The 14,370-nt window shown below is 69.5% G+C and carries 12 protein-coding genes; 4 read left to right on the forward strand and 8 right to left on the reverse strand.

Annotated elements, in window-relative coordinates; translation table 11 throughout:
* Nucleotides 1-229 precede the first annotated feature (229 nt).
* The 3 genes from ABZ449_RS13810 (at nt 230) to ABZ449_RS13820 (ending at nt 1,622) form a co-directional block, all read left to right on the forward strand.
* Nucleotides 230-688 carry a hypothetical protein gene (locus tag ABZ449_RS13810; RefSeq protein ID WP_360345092.1) on the forward strand — a complete coding sequence of 153 codons (459 nt, stop codon included), beginning with the start codon at nt 230-232 and terminating at the stop codon, nt 686-688.
* Between the two features lie 221 nt (nt 689-909).
* A complete protein-coding gene (locus ABZ449_RS13815) occupies nt 910-1,227 on the forward strand; it encodes a WhiB family transcriptional regulator (protein WP_274538670.1) in 318 nt (105 codons plus the stop codon).
* Nucleotides 1,224-1,622 (forward strand): hypothetical protein, encoded by a 399-nt coding sequence (locus tag ABZ449_RS13820; RefSeq protein WP_360345094.1) that lies wholly within the window; start codon nt 1,224-1,226, stop codon nt 1,620-1,622. Before ABZ449_RS13815 ends, ABZ449_RS13820 begins: the two co-directional genes overlap by 4 nt.
* A 118-nt stretch (nt 1,623-1,740) precedes the next feature.
* Here ABZ449_RS13820 and ABZ449_RS13825 read toward each other — a convergent pair whose 3' ends face one another.
* From ABZ449_RS13825 to ABZ449_RS13850, 6 genes are all read right to left on the reverse strand, one after another.
* A complete protein-coding gene (locus tag ABZ449_RS13825; RefSeq protein WP_360345096.1) occupies nt 1,741-3,123 on the reverse strand; it encodes an AarF/ABC1/UbiB kinase family protein in 1,383 nt (460 codons plus the stop codon).
* Nucleotides 3,124-3,708: 585 nt separating this feature from the next.
* Nucleotides 3,709-4,797: a ThiF family adenylyltransferase gene (locus ABZ449_RS13830; protein WP_360345098.1), complete on the reverse strand. Its 1,089-nt coding sequence runs from the start codon at nt 4,795-4,797 to the stop codon at nt 3,709-3,711.
* A gap of 130 nt (nt 4,798-4,927) precedes the next feature.
* A complete protein-coding gene (locus ABZ449_RS13835; protein ID WP_360345100.1) occupies nt 4,928-6,871 on the reverse strand; it encodes a TniQ family protein in 1,944 nt (647 codons plus the stop codon).
* Nucleotides 6,872-6,873: 2 nt separating this feature from the next.
* Nucleotides 6,874-8,160, reverse strand: coding sequence for an AAA family ATPase (locus tag ABZ449_RS13840; RefSeq protein ID WP_360345102.1), 1,287 nt, complete (start codon nt 8,158-8,160; stop codon nt 6,874-6,876).
* Nucleotides 8,157-10,181, reverse strand: a complete 2,025-nt coding sequence (locus tag ABZ449_RS13845) for a transposase (RefSeq protein ID WP_360345104.1) — start codon at nt 10,179-10,181, stop codon at nt 8,157-8,159. The genes ABZ449_RS13840 and ABZ449_RS13845 overlap by 4 nt, the downstream gene beginning before the upstream one ends.
* Before the next feature lie 245 nt (nt 10,182-10,426).
* Nucleotides 10,427-11,218, reverse strand: a complete 792-nt coding sequence (locus ABZ449_RS13850) for a TnsA-like heteromeric transposase endonuclease subunit (RefSeq protein ID WP_360345106.1) — start codon at nt 11,216-11,218, stop codon at nt 10,427-10,429.
* Between the two features lie 427 nt (nt 11,219-11,645).
* Here ABZ449_RS13850 and ABZ449_RS13855 point away from each other — a divergent pair, with 427 nt between their 5' ends.
* Nucleotides 11,646-12,548 carry a hypothetical protein gene (locus ABZ449_RS13855; protein ID WP_360345108.1) on the forward strand — a complete coding sequence of 301 codons (903 nt, stop codon included), beginning with the start codon at nt 11,646-11,648 and terminating at the stop codon, nt 12,546-12,548.
* A gap of 42 nt (nt 12,549-12,590) precedes the next feature.
* On the opposite strand, the gene ABZ449_RS13860 is transcribed toward ABZ449_RS13855, so the two are convergent.
* Together ABZ449_RS13860 and ABZ449_RS13865 are read right to left on the reverse strand one after the other, a co-directional pair.
* On the reverse strand, nt 12,591-13,478 hold the full coding sequence (locus ABZ449_RS13860; RefSeq protein ID WP_360345110.1) for a hypothetical protein: 888 nt from the start codon (nt 13,476-13,478) through the stop codon (nt 12,591-12,593).
* The gene (locus tag ABZ449_RS13865; RefSeq protein ID WP_360345112.1) at nt 13,475-14,056 is read right to left on the reverse strand and encodes a hypothetical protein; all 582 of its coding nucleotides are present in this window, start codon (nt 14,054-14,056) and stop codon (nt 13,475-13,477) included. Before ABZ449_RS13865 ends, ABZ449_RS13860 begins: the two co-directional genes overlap by 4 nt.
* Between the last annotated feature and the right edge of the window lie 314 nt (nt 14,057-14,370).

The raw sequence follows: 14,370 nt of genomic DNA on the forward strand, positions 1-14,370 counted from the left end.
GAACCCGTTGTGTGACGCGCCGAAGAACTCGCGTGAAAAATAGTTTGCGCCGCGTACCGGGAGCGCAATAGCCTGCCGGAGCGGTCAAGGGGACGCGGTCGCACGGGGTGAAACCTGTGCGGATGCCCCTCGCCCGAGAGCTTCACCCAGAGCTTTACCGAGACAGACATCCGAACATTCGGAGCCAGGGAGACCAGGCTCCGCGAGACGCCGAGAGGAGGCGAAGACAGTGGGAAACATCATGATCACCAAAATGACTGGCCAGACCGTTGTCGCTGCCTCCCTGCGTGCCGCCCGTCTGCGGGCGCTCGCCGAACTCGGTGGAACCGGTCTGGGTCTCGACACCACCGGTGTCTCCGTCGCCCCCGTTGTCAGTGGTCTTGGACACACTGATCTGTGCCTCACGGGCAGCAGGAGCGTCGACGGCACCTCTGTCGAGACCGGTCTGTCCCGTGACTGGGCGTCGGTCGGCACGTCGTGCTCCCTGCGCGATGAGCGACCGACCCAGGCACCGAAGGCGGCCGTAGCCGCCGCCATGCATGGCGGCTATGCGCGGGTCATCGGTGCCGGAAACACCCAGAAGCAGAACGAGCAGCTGATTAACCAGGCCATGGCCGCCTTCACGGGCGCCAAGGCCATCCGGATGCAGGCCTTCCGCGGCCCTGAACCCTGGAGAGAACGAACCTGAGTCAGCCTCAGGTCGGCACCTCCAGGGCCGCGGAACCCGTCACACCGGGATCCGCGGCCCTTCTGTTTTGTCCGGTACGCAAGACCACCCAGGCCCTCCGGGGCCTCCGGCCCAGCACCACCAGTCACCTGGGCCGGAACCACTGAGAAAAGACGAGGAAGACGCCCACAGTGTCCACGGTCATCACACCGCCCACCCCGTCCGTACCGCCGACAAGCCAGATCACCAAGGCCGACCAGGCCGACCCCCCGGAGGTTCCTTCCATGCAGCTCAGCTCGATCGAGCAGGCCGAGTCCCTCGGTCTCCCCATCCCCTGCCGTGCCTTCGACCCCGAGGTCTTCTTCGCCGAGACGCCGGCCGACGTCGAGTACGCGAAGTCCCTCTGCGGCACCTGCCCGGTGAAGGAGGCCTGCCTGGCCGGCGCCCTGGAGCGGCGCGAGCCGTGGGGCGTCTGGGGTGGCGAGCTGTTCGTCCAGGGCGTCGTCGTGGCCCGCAAGCGTCCCCGTGGCCGTCCGCGCAAGACCGAGGTCATGGCGTGAACCCCGCCCACGAGGCCAGGGTCGTCCGCCGGGGAGAGCAGCCCCCGCTGGACAGCGCCCTCCGCCGATCCGTGCGGATCGCCGCCGCCAAGGCCGACGCCGCAGCCCGCATTCCGTTCCCGAGCAAGCACCACGAGCAGGACCACCACATGAACCCCGCCGCCGTCGATCCCACCGCCCGCGCCGAGCAGGCCACCGAACGTCAGACCCAGAACAGGATCCTCGAGATGCAACTCCTCCACGAATCCCTGGCCCGTGCCCATATGCAAGACAGGATGCACGAGGCCGAGAACCAACGGCTCGTCAGCCGGGTCGCCCGGGCCCGCAGGCTCAAGCAGCGGGCCGAGCGGGCCTCGATGCGGGCCCGCAAGGCGCTCGCCGTCGCGCTGATGTAGCGCCGCCCGCCTCCGGGGCCCCGACAGGCCCCTCCCGGACTCAGGTCCACCCCCGTCGTGCCGCAGGCCGCCCCCCGTCTCCGGGGAGCGGCCTGCGGCCGTTGTCGCGGTGCCGGGGTCAGTCCTTGCGGGCCCGGGCGGGCTCGGCGGGCTTCGTCGGCCTGGCCGACGGGCGCTCGGCGAACTCGGGCAGCCACTCCAGCATCTCGGCGCGGAACGGGGCCTTGGCGCCCAGCTGGCAGAGCACCCCGATGGTGCTCAGCGTCACCCGGTGGATCAGCAGGTACGCCGGCGGCAGGTTCAGCTGCTTGCCCAGGTTGTAGGCGGGCGAGCGCGGATCGGCGATCCGGGCCGCCTGGGCGCGCATCCAGGTCCGGGTGAAGTGGAAGTTCTCCACCGCGGCCGGCTCGATGATCGGCAGCAGGTAGTCCAGCACCGCGTCCGGATCCAGCCGGACCGAGGGCTTCACGAAGCCCTCCTCGCGCAGCATCCGGAGCACCCCCGCCGCGTCCCCGGCCAGCGCCATCCGCAGCGAGGCCCCGATCGGAGAGGGCAGCCCGCCGGGCAGCCGGTCCACGGTGCCGAAGTCCAGCACGCCCAGCCGCCAGCCCGACACCGGGCCGTCGTCCTTCAGCAGCCGGAAGTTGCCCGGGTGCGGGTCCGCGTGCAGCAGACCCGTCCGGGACGGGCCCGCGAACAGGAACCGGGCCAGCAGCTGCCCGGCGCGGTCGCGCTCCTCCTGGGAGCCGCCCGCGATCACCTCGGCCAGCGGGGTGCCGCCCATCCACTCGGTGACCAGCACCTGGTCGGCCTGGGCCACCACGCCCGGCACCACGATGTCCGGGTCGTCCGTGAACTCCTCGGCGTGCCGGCGCTGGGCCTGCGCCTCCAGCTCGTAGTCCAGCTCCTCCGAGACGCGCTCGCGCAGCTCGGTGATCAGCGGCTTGATGTCCAGCCCGGGGATCAGCGGGCCCAGCAGCCAGGCCACCCGGCTCAGCTGCGAGAGGTCCGCGAGCAGCGCGTCGCCCGCGCCCGGGTACTGCACCTTCACGGCGACCTCGCGGCCGTCGTGCCAGACCGCCTTGTGCACCTGGCCGATCGAGGCGGCGGCCGCGGGCCGGTCGTCGAACTCCCGGAACAGCCGGCGCCAGTCCTCGCCGAGCCGCTGGGCGAGCGCGGTGTGCACCTTGGCGGCGGGCATCGGGGGAGCGGCGTCCTGGAGCTTGGTGAGCGCCGCCCGGTACGGCCCGGCCACCTCCTCGGGCAGCGCGGCCTCGAAGACGGACAGCACCTGCCCGAACTTCATCGCCCCGCCCTTGAGTTCGCCGAGGACCTTGAACAGCTGGTCCGCGGTGGCCTGTTGGAGCTCGGCGGTGACCACCTCGGCGGAGCGGCCGCCGATCCGCTTGCCCAGGCCGAGCGTGGCGCGGCCGGCTATTCCCAACGGCAGGGCGGCGAGCCGTGCCGTGCGGGTCATTGCCTTGCGCGGAAGATCGCTCACCCCGGGCCTCCAATCCCTGGCCCCCCGGTTCCGGACGGCCGACCATCTCTACGCCATTGTGCCCGCTCCCCGCTGCGTGGCCCTCGGAATTCCGTGGGGCGGGGCCGGGAGTGGCCTCGCTTTGCGGGGAGTTGGGCGGCTTGGTCCGGTGGGTGGGGGCTGGGGTTCTGCGCAGGAAGTCGGCTGGGCCGACTTCCTGCGCGGAGTTGCGGTGCTTTCTGTTCCCCGGGGCCCCTCCCCCCTCCCCCACCCCACCCCACCCGCGCCACCCACCCGCCACCCGCGCACCACACCCGCCACCCATCACCAGCGCACCTCGTACCCCGAGGGGTGGCTCCCCGCTCCCCGTCGGCTCGCGCCCTGCCCAGGGCAGGGCGCGAGCCAGCAGAGGCCTCGGGCCCGCCCGTGGGGCGTCGGCCCCGGTCGGGGGTTCGTCGGGACCGCGGGCTCACCTGGCCATCGGCTCGTATGGCCGGGTGGGTGCCCGTGGTGCCGTGGGGAGGCCGGAGGCTGCCGAGCCGTGCAGTCGCCGGGCCCGCTCCCGTCGTTCTCGTTCTCCTCTTCCTCCTCCTCTTCCTCCGTTCCTCACCCCGGCGGCAGCGGCTGCCACAGGCAGCCGCAGTCCGGGTGCCCGCGCAGCCGCAGGCGCCTTGGCATGCCGTCCCCGGCCGAGACCTCGCACCAGCCGTCCACGCTCGGCGGCCGGCCGCCGTCCAGGTACACCTGGACGTGCAGTGCCGCCAGCCCGGCAACCGCCGTCGCCAGCGCCGTGTCGCAGGCCGGGGTCCGGGCCCGTCCGGGCCCTCCGTCGGCGAGCTGGGCCAGGACCCGCGGCCAGGCCGCGTCCTCGTCCTCCCGCCGCAGCACCAGGCAGTGCCCGCAGGCCGACATCCCGGGGATCACCAGCGGTCCGATGACGCCGAACTCCTCGACCACTCCCACATAGAGGTGCGGCACCCCGGCCCGCAGCAGCAGCCGGGCCTCGTACGTCCCGCCGGCGAAGGCGGCGCTGCCGTCCCGCGGCGCGAGGACCACGAAGTCCGGTGGCGGGTCCCCGGGGCGGCGCCGGGGCACGGGCGCCGGAGGCCGGCCCGCGGCCCGCTGCACCGCCTCCCGGACCGCCGTCGAGCGCAGCCGTCCGACGTCTCCGGGCGGAAGCCCGGCGGGGGAGCAGTCACCGGGCTTCACCCGGCCGCAGTCCGCGACCGTGACCGTGCCGGTGCCGCCCGCCGCGAGCACCGCCGCCACGGCGGCGCCGACCCGGCCCGCGCCCCGCACCTCGATCCGGGCGTCCGCCCGGCGGCCGAGGACCGCCGGTGCGGCGCCCGGCCCGGAGTGGACCAGGGAGAGCGAGGCGAGGTCGGGTCCGAGCAGGTCCCGCTGCTGCTGGGGGAAGCGGGCCAGCGCACGGCGGCCGGCCTCCGCGTCGTCCAGCAGGCCGGTCTCCTCCAGGCCGGTGAGCAGGGCGTCGGCCGGTTCGCGGCCGAGCCCGATGCGTTCGCCCTCGTTGAGGAGCTCCGGTCGCTCCCGCGTCCCGTCGAGGAGCGCGAGGAAGTCGCAGAGGGTCTTGTCGGCGTTGCCGAGCACCCCGGCGAACCGGGTGACGGTGCCGAACTGAAGGGTCTCCGAGTCCCGCCAGCTGCGGGACAGCGCGGGCTTGAGGGCGAGGCGCACGACGATCTCCCTTGTGATCGTTTCCGGACGGCTGACCGCTGTGACTGAGACCGTTAGTTTGCGAGCCTGAGATCGAGGACCACAGGTCGTCCCGGAGTTGAGATGAGCGGTTTGCGAGAGCTGGAGAGGGCTAGTTTGCGAGGTCTGTGCTGCCAGCCGTGTTCTGGAAGCCGGTCAGCAGCTCTTGCTCATACCGTTCCAGAAGTGGCAGCAGCACCGCGTAGGGAGAACGCCCACTCGCTCGGGCGACCGCGTGGGCCAGCCGGTTCTCAGGACTCCCCGCATCAACCCGTCGCCGGGCCTCGGAGAACGGGGGGTGGAAGCAGGGCGCGAGAGGAAATTCACTTCCGGTCAGGCGGCTCCAGATCACTGCCGAAAGAGCCTCGTGAAGCCGGTCCCGAGAAACCGGCGGACGACGGCCGAGAATTCCGGTGTAGTGGTCAAGGAATCCGAAATAGACTTCCCGCTCCAAACGCCAGCCTGAGAAATACCGGCGCCGCTCCCGGTAGTTGACCCGCTCTGTGGACGGAACCCCGGCCGCGCATCGGGCAACCCGTCTCATCCCCTCGACGAACTCGGCCTCCCGGGCATCAGGACCTGATGAGGACGGCTGTTGACCCATCTCCAGGAGACACCAGTCGGCCGGGATCCCCAGAAAGCCAGCGGCCTCCTGGGAATCCATCCCCGAGGCCGCCCTGACCAGATGAATGGCAATCGCCCGGCGAAGCCTCCGCGTCGCGGGAAGTAACGGGCCGGGTGGTCCGATGTGAAATTCCTTGAACCATTTATCGGGGATCTCCTGTGGAACGAATTCCGGTAAGTACCCGTCGAGCCGCTCGGCGGGAATCGCCAGAAACGCGGGAATCGTCCGGAACCTCACCCATTGCGATGAAGCCGGTTTGATCACACGGCGCTTTGGGTGCAGATCCCAGGGCAGGCCCTCCTCGACCGCTGCCCGGCAGGCGCCCGAAGCGTCCCGCAGGAGGATCTTCCAGGTCTTTCCCCACTGGAGTGACTGCTTCCTCGGAGCCGCCGCGGCCAGGCGCCCGACTGCCTCGGTCATTTCCCGCCCTGGCGGGGTCAGAGCCCGGGCGGCGACGCTCAGGACCGCGGCGGCGGCCAGCGGTGCCGCGGGCAGCAGCATCCAGGACAGCTGCTGGTTCCGGTGACGGAACTCCGGCAGTTTCTCGACCCGCCGCCGCTGAGAGCTGACATGCGCCTCGACCGCCTCCGCCTGATCCGGCGGCAGTAGTGGGGCGGCCGCGGGCCAGCCAGCGAGGATCAGCGTGGTCAGTAGGTGCAGGTCCGCGAACGCCTCGAAACAGGCCCGGTCCGGGGTGTCCGGCGCGAGGAGACCGTCGATGCGGGCCTGGAGCGCGGCCAGACCAGCCGGCAGGCCCCCGGGGCCGGGCGCGAGCGTGAGGTCGTCCAGCCGCTGCCCGCAGACCCCGCCGGAATACTCCTCCCGGCACTGGGCCGGGTGAAGCCCGGTGCCGCCCGGCAGCGACAGCAGCTTCGCGGGCCGGTCGGGATCACCCGTGCCCGGCGCGGTGCGGCAGCGCGGGCAGGTGTGCTGAAGGAGGACGCCGTGCTCCAGGCAGGCGAACGAGACGGCGAGACGCCAGCTCCGCCGCCACGGACCGCCGTGCCGGGCCTGGACCGGCGAGCCGTCGCCCGCCAGGCAGCGCGGGCAGTAGCGGCTGTCCCGAACCAGGACGCCGGGCGGGAACCGGTGCAGCGGCCGGGGGGTGCCGGTCGGGTCCTTCGGCGGGACGAGTGCGTGGGTGACCGGCGGATAGCGGCCGACCAGCGACCGCAAGGTCAGCCCCTCGGCGTCCTCGGCCGAGATCCGGGCGGCCTGCGTGAAGTGCCGGATCCGGTCGGCCTCCAGCATGAACAGGTGGCCGACCCGGGCGGTGGTCGTCATCGGCCGAAGCCCCGCCAGGCCCAGACGCCAGGCCACGAACCCCGGCGCGAGGTCGAGGCGGTGGCCGAGCCGCAGCAGGAACCCGGGCAGGCTCTCGTCCGGCAGCGGCGTCAGTGAACGCGGCAACGGGTCCGCTGACGCTGTCATCCTCAGCCCGCCGCCCCGGCCGCGGCCTGCGGGCCGGTGTCGTCGAAGACGGTGTTGCGCCCGCGCCGGCGCCGGGTGGGCCGGGCCTGGGCCGCCTGCGGCTCCTGCGGCGCGATCTCCTCCGGGGCCAGATCCGGGTCCTCGCGGCGGATGACGATCTCGTCCAGGAGCCGCTGGTCGATCACCTCGTGCTCGCTGTCCATCGCCTCCTGGCAGCCGTCCTCCAGGAGACGGCCCAGCAGGCCGACGACGCCGCCGGTGCGGCGCATGAGGTATTCCGGCATGGTGCCGGAGGTGAGCATCCCCGGCTTGGCCTTCAACAGCCGCAGGTGGACCTCGATGCCGTGCAGGTGGTTGACGAACGCCTGGATCTGCTCGGGCGTCGAGTAGCGGAAGCGGTCCATCTCGACGAGTTCGAACCGGTGCTCGGTCTGGGTGATCTCCAGGCCGTGGACGCGCGTGGACTCCAGCGGTGGCATCACCCACTGCCGCGCCCGCTCGTTCCAGCGGGCCTCCCGCAGCAGGCCGGTGCCGGGGATGTTCACCCCGGTCAGGATCAGGGTGACGTTCAGGCTCATGAACGCGCGGATCAGGTCGAGGACGTCCTGGTCGTCCGCGCGGTGCATCCGCAGCCGGCTGATGTCGTCCAGCACCAGCGCCTTGACCCCGTGGTCACGCAGCGAGTCCGCGACGAGCCGCACCAGGTTCGGCAGCGTCGCCGAACTGCGGACGTCGGCGCCGAAGAACCGCAGGATCGCCGCGCAGGTGCTCTTCGGCGTCGCCGTCACCGGCGTGGAGACGAATACGACCGGGGCGTGGAGGTCGATCGTTCCGGGCACCGAGGCCGGGTTGAGGAATCCGTGCAGCTGGAGCCAGGAGTCCTCGAACGCCGCGCAGACCGCGCTGACGCTGGCGGTCTTGCCGTAGTGGCCGAACCCGCTGACCATCACCCCGGCGAGCGTCGGGTCGTCCTGCTTGTAGGTGTTGCCGTGCAGGCGCCGTTTGATCAGCCGGGTCACTTTCGCGGCCATCGGCGTCTGCTGGAGCGGCAGGTTCACGTTCGTCAGCCGCCGGTAGATGTCGTAGTCGAACCGCGCGTCCGGCGTCAGCGCCTGCCACTGCCGGAAATCCAGCTGCGGCGGCAGGGTCAGCCGGCCGCGGGTGCGCCGGAAGTCCTGCCAGCCTTCGAAGGTGTCCCGGTGCGGGCGGGGCCGCAGGATCAGCTCCGCGATCCGCTCGCGGGACGGCCAGCGGGCCCGCAGGTCGTCGTCCTGTGCCGGCTGGTTCACGTGCTCTCCGATGCTTCGTTGTCCGGGACGGCCGCGGGCAGGAGGAACAGGCCGCCTCGCAGCGCGTCGTCCAGCAGCGGCGGCGCGGTCGGTCCCGTGGCCGTCGCCGCATGCCGTCGTCGCCGCCGGTCGGCGTCGACCTCTTTGCGGATGGTCCGCTCCCGCTCCCGCCAGGGTTCGGGCAGCACCGTCGGCCCGGGGGTGGGCCCGGACGTCTCGGGCCGGGGCCGGTCCGCTGCGGCCGCTGCCGCCCGGGCCTGCTCGCCGGACCGGGCGGTGCGCTTCTTCCTGCCCGCCTGGCTCGGCCAGGCCGCAACCGGGGCGACATCGCCCAGCAGTTTCAGCAGTGACGGAAGAAGCTCGGCATCCGAGCGGGGCGCGAGCCCCGAGCGGGCCGCCCCCGCCAGCAGCTCGGCGGCGGTCCGGTCGGAGAACGCCGGGACATCGCCCTCCGGCGGCAGCCCGCTCCAGCGCAGGGTGTGCCAGAGATCATGGTCGTCCGGGTCCTGGAAGAACACCGCCCGCCGATCCCGCCGGTCGCTGCTGACCACCCACTTCCCCGAGTGCCGCCCACCCCGTGCCGAGGGCCGCTGGTAGCGGTCGGCGGTAAGGACGTCCCCCCAGTACCAGAGCCCGAGGATCTTGACCCCGCGCCGGGGATGGACCTTGACGTGGTGCCGCCGCAGCAGCCGGTAGTAGAGCGACGGATCCGGGATCCGCAGGCTGAACCCGCCCTGGTCCATCGCGGCGGCGAACAGCGAGTTCGGGCTGTGCCGCTCGCCCGGACCCCAGGCCGGCGCGTACTCGCCCAGCTCCCGGCGCTGCCAGACCTCCACGATCCAGGCCGCGATCAGGTGCTCCATCTGTCCGACCGTCAGCACCGCGTCCGCCTCCGGGTCCGCGCCCCGGTCGGCGACGTCCGTGCCCGTGAACCCGAGCAGGTGCTCGAACAGCAGCGTCTTGAACGAGGAGAACGCCCGCTCGACCGCGAACTTGTCGGTCGGCCGAAGGGCCCGCGCCGGCAGCACGTTGCAGCCCAGCTCCCGCTCGGCCGCCACCAGGTCGTGGCTCTTGTAGGAACCGCCGTGATCCGTCGTCACGGTCTCCGGGGCGAAGAACGGCAGCGCCGCGACCTCGTGCCCCGCGAACTGGGCCACGATCTGCGACGGGACCCCCGGATAGGGCCAGAGCATCTCCTCGCCCCAGCCCTCCCGCATCGGCAGCGGCAGCATCACGTCCCGCAGCAACATCGCGACGTCGACCGACCGCTCGCCCTTCGGCGTGAGACGAAACGCGGGAACCGAATGCGTGTAGAGGTCCAGCGCCAGGGTCAGCGTCACGTCCGCCGGCTCACCGAAGACCGTCTCCCGCAGCTTGACCGGCAGCGGCGTCGAGTCCAACGCCAGCACCTGCCCCGGCCGGTGGACCACCGTCCTCGACCCGGCCCCGGCCTCCGCCGCCGCCGCGGCCGACCTCACATAGCGCTGCCGCCCGCCCTCAGGCCCGAACCACTCCCGCCAGACCGCGGCCAGCGTGTGCCGACACGGCACCTTCTCCAGCGGGAACTGCGGGAACGTCTCGCGGACATACTGGTGCAGCAGGCGATGCTTGGCGCTCATGCTGATCCGCGACCGCCCCGCGCACTCCCGCCTGACCGCGAAGATCGCTTCCCGGATCTCCTCAGTGACACTTCGGCGCCCGTCCCGTCTGCGGGTCCACCGGCCGTCCGCGCAGGCCAGCACGAGGTCCTGCGGGGCGACAGTCGAGAGACCTTGCAGAGTGCGAAGGCCCAGGCCCGCCAGGCCCAGCAACTGGGCCTCCGCCGGATCTAGCGCCTCCACTTCAGCGGTCTTCGCCCGGCGGCGCTCGGTCAAGGTCGTGTGCGCCGGGTCGTAGGCCGGACGCGGTTCGCCCGGCCGGGCCCGCTCCGCGCTGCCTTCCCGAAAGCCCGTCACCGCCTCCCGAACATGCTCCGCCCGGTTTATCGCCCGCCGCAGCTGGTCCTCGGTCAGGTCCGTCAACGCTCGCGACTGGACCCCCTCACCAGCCGGAGCCCGGCCAGCGGCCGGGGAAGCGGCGCCCGGAGCCGGGGCGAGACGGGCGTCGCAGTGCTCGACAAGCCACCGGAACGAGCGGGTCTCGACCCTGCCGTCCGCGTGCTCCAAGACCAGGCGGCCGAACTGTGGCTCGACCTGCCGGGCCGTCCATTCGACCCCGTCGAGCACCAGTACCGCCCCCGGGCTCAGTTCCAGCGGCCCCTGCCCCGTCACCGGACCCCACCCGGACGCCCCGCCAGCCAGACCATCGACCCGTCACCCAGCGGCTGGCCCAGGTCGATCCCGAGTCGACGATGCCAGAGCAGATGGGTGGCATGAGCCCGGGCGATCGCTGGCAGCCTCGTCACCGCCACCAGATCACCGAACCGCACCTGCCCCCGGCTGGCCGCGTCCAGCAGCTCGGCCTCCAGACCCATCCGGTCCTGGAGCGGACGGCGCTGGGACGACAGGTGGTCCAGAGCGGCCTGGACGTGCGGCTTCCACCCGGTGACCACGCTGTAGTGCCAGCCGCAGGCCGCCGCAGCCTCTCTGGCTGCACCGAACTTCAGGAGGTCGTCCTCCTTCACCAGCGAGCGGGGCCGGACGTCGAACAGCCAGAACCCTCCGCCCGCTAGGACGGCAAGAAAGTCCGGGATGTGACGCCCGCGCCCACCTGCATGCTCAAAGTCGAGCTCGAACGGCTGCGGGAGTACCTCAACGACGTTCACGAAGTCGAGCGCGAGAAGTAAACGCTGTTCCTCAAGCGATTCGAACCCATGGTGCCGACCCGTGGAAACCATGAATTGCAGGCCAGGGCGGTGCTTCTGCCGAGCGCGCCAGGTGAACTGTCGAACAGGCTGGGACGAAAGCACCGGGACTGACGCCATGTCCCGCAGCGGCCACGACACCTTGCCCGTGCCGACCACCCACGATCCGACCCAGCGCCGCAGCCAGTCACCGCTCAGCGTCAGGCACTCTCGGGCGGCGGCATCACCCGTGAAGGGAACGAGCAGGTCGTCCAAGCCACAGGTATCAGACCTCACCAACGGTGTTGCAGACACTCCCACCAGGTCATCTGACCACTCTGGTGCGCTCATCGGAGCTGGAACTCCGCTCCCGTCCGATACTCGCCGCGAAAGTCGCGGCTTCGAGTCGAAGGTGACCAATTGTGATCGCCAGAAGATGAAGGCTGGCTCCGTCAGTGGGCCGATCGCGCGGGCACCTACCGCTGCCGAGTGGCGTCACTGCACCAAGTGCGCCGACCACAGTAGGCGCGAAAGTGTCAGACCTTTTGACATAAATGTCGCGATACCTGACCTTTTCTCCTTGTTATGTCCCGACTGAGGGGACATAGTCGGGTACACGACGCCTGCCGGACTACGGATCGAACAGGGTGCTGGTCGCCGCGAGACGCACACCTAGCTGGGCCCCGTTCCGTACTATCAACGGATGACTGTGCAGGTAGCGGTGAGCACCCAGAGCCGTCGGGCGGTACGCGCGAAATGCTCATCCAGTCTTACGGTCGCTGAGATCGAAGGATGCTGGGAGAGCGAGGGCTTCGTGCAGGCCCACGTCGTTCAAGCCGGCTCGGCAGTCCGTAGCCGGACGTTTGACGCGTACGACGCCGCCGTGGATTGGTCGGACCCGGCAGCAGCAGCGAAGGGACTCCGAGCTTTCGAGCGAATGCTCCGCATGATCCAGAACAGCGCCGATGAGCGGGGCTTGCCCAGCGGTCTCACGGACGTCATCAAAGCGTTCGGAGAAGACGGCTATCAGGTCAACGGCAAGATGCAGATCTTGAGATTTGGGGACGACCGGCCCGAACATGCGACGTCAGCAGCCGAGTCGTACGAGATGGCCCTGCGGATCCTGCGGAATGCGCGCACGCAGCTTGAGCGCAGTCCGCGGCTTACCGCAGGCTTGGGCGAGGAACTCACTCGGGACATCCTGCTCGTCGCTCTGAACGGCTACTTCGAGGGGCGGACGACAGGGGAGACCACTAACCATCGCGGCAAGACCGACATCCTGGTGCGGGTTGCTGACCTCAACGTGCTCATCGCCGAATGCAAGATCTGGTCAGGGCAGCAAAGTGTCGCCGGCGCCTTGACCCAGGTCTTGGGCTACCTCAGCTGGGCTGACACCCATGCAGCCCTTCTCGTATTCATCCGCAGCGGGAAGCCTGCCGAGGTTATGGCAAAGGTGATTCACGCCATCGAGTCTCACCCAAACTGGTCGCGAACCGTCCGCGCAGACACGCGGAATAGGCAGGTCGAGTTCGTGGTCCGAGCAAAGCAAGATGCAGCCAGGGAGGTTTCCCTGGCGCTCATCCCCTTCGTATTCACCGATTCTTAGTCCCGGCGAGCCCTTAAAGGGCCGATGGGTATAGAAGTCATCTTAGTTGAGAGTGCGATTGTCCCAGCTTACGAAGAAGTGTTCAGAAATCACTTCTCCGCCCCGAGTGATTCGAGTGCGCTCCTCGACCGTGAAGGCCACATTTGTTCCGAGTGTCAGATTCAACCCGATCAGCTCACCCGGCGCAAAGTGGACCACATAGGCTTTTGATTTCTTCGAGGCTCCGGTCTTGACCTTCGCCTCGCCCGGATCACTAAGAGAGGTAATTCTCCCCGTGATGCTAAAGCGAGTTGGCTCGACCTCAGGAACGGGGGCGTGCCATGCTAGAACATTCGCTCGGCCTTGCCCGGTCAGCGATGATGACTTGACGCCGCCAATCGAATCCATCCAGCGAAAGTCTGCCGTCAGGTCAAATTGATCAAGGACTCGGGCAAGATTTCCGAGACCCTTCTCAATATCTCCCCAAGCCTCTGCGGGAATGCCGGATTCTGCCGCAGCGACAAGATCAATGATCTTTCGCACGGCGGATTCGACTGGAAGATGAACGGGGCCGCCGTCGACCGTGGGAGGGGCCACTTCGTCTTGGGGTCTGAAGTGCAGAACCGTGCTGCCCGGAGAGATCCCAACCAGCAAGAGCTTGACGTTTCGGTCCGCTGCCGCTGCAACCATCTCGTGAAGTGGCTTGAGCAGGGCTCCCCCTACTGCTAGATCGAGACCGCCGGCCTCAGCGGCCTCTCCACGGAGTCGGAGCACCAGCTCCTCGGCCAGGTTCGCGTCCGGATCGTAGGAGCGGGCGCTCTCCAGCCACTGGGTGCGCTGTAGCGCGTCGTACTCATCTTCAGGCAGTGCTGGCTGGCTGGCTTGTTCCTGGGACCACTGGGCAAGATCGGCCCTGTGCTTCGCCAGGAGGCGTTCACGCGTGGTACTCACAGCGTCACCTCCAGGTAGCCTCGCACCGGCCGCACCGTCTCTACGGTAGGGCCATCCTTCACTTGATCGGAAGCTCTTCTTCGCTGCCACCAATCGTCCCAACCCCCGCGACCTGCAAGGTAGGCCCGTTCAACCTGGCTAAGTTCTTTCAGCCGGAAGGGTGAGATGACCTTGTGATACCGCACGGGCAGCGGGCTCAGCCGGAAGTCCCTAAGGATGTCCCTCCGGTCGAATGCCTTGCCAAGCCACCCGGCGCCCTCCTTGTTCTGGACGAGCCGTTCGGCCTCACTGTCGATAAAGACTGTCAGATCGATATTATTGGGATCGAAACGACTGCTAACAAAGCTGCCGCCAAGCCAGAGGCGGTCAACCAGGGAGCGTCCCTGTAGGACCGATTCGAAATTCTCATCAAGCGCCCAGAATCGGACAAGGTAGCGCTCAAGGCCATTCCAGATTTCGGCTCGCGTGGGAGAACCTGCGAATAGTGGATCGAGGACTAGGAGCTTTTCAGCCTCATCCAGGTCGACCTGGTATCGGCCGGGCCGTAGGTAGCCATCGGCTTCCCAGCTCAACTCCACGCTAACCTCCCAGTACCTCCTCCTGGTAGCGGCTTGGGCGTGCGGAGGAGTGCAGCTCGCCAAGGCTACCCGGCATGGGTGGTGGGATGTCATCCCGGTTGACGAAGATTCCCCAAGGCAGTCTTAGCCGAGCTCGCTTGGCGCTTCGCCGAGGCGCACTCGTCAGGTCCACCGCGCGCTGACGTGGCAGCCCCCCAAGATCAACTCCGGCGCTCTGTGGCTTGACCCCGGCTCGCAAGCTACACATCTCAATCGCAAGATACGGGTCACCGTCACAACCGCAGCTTGCCCCATCGAGCCGATGTCGTGCAGAA

This window comes from Kitasatospora sp. NPDC005856 (assembly GCF_040629945.1).
Lineage (GTDB): Bacteria > Actinomycetota > Actinomycetes > Streptomycetales > Streptomycetaceae > Kitasatospora.

What these genes read in the sequence shown, in the direction of transcription:
- ABZ449_RS13835 (WP_360345100.1), bottom strand. Translation starts at nt 6,871, where the DNA reads ATGACAGCGTCAGCGGACCCGTTGCCGCGTTCACTGACGCCGCTGCCG.
- ABZ449_RS13855 (WP_360345108.1), top strand. Translation starts at nt 11,646, where the DNA reads ATGACTGTGCAGGTAGCGGTGAGCACCCAGAGCCGTCGGGCGGTACGC.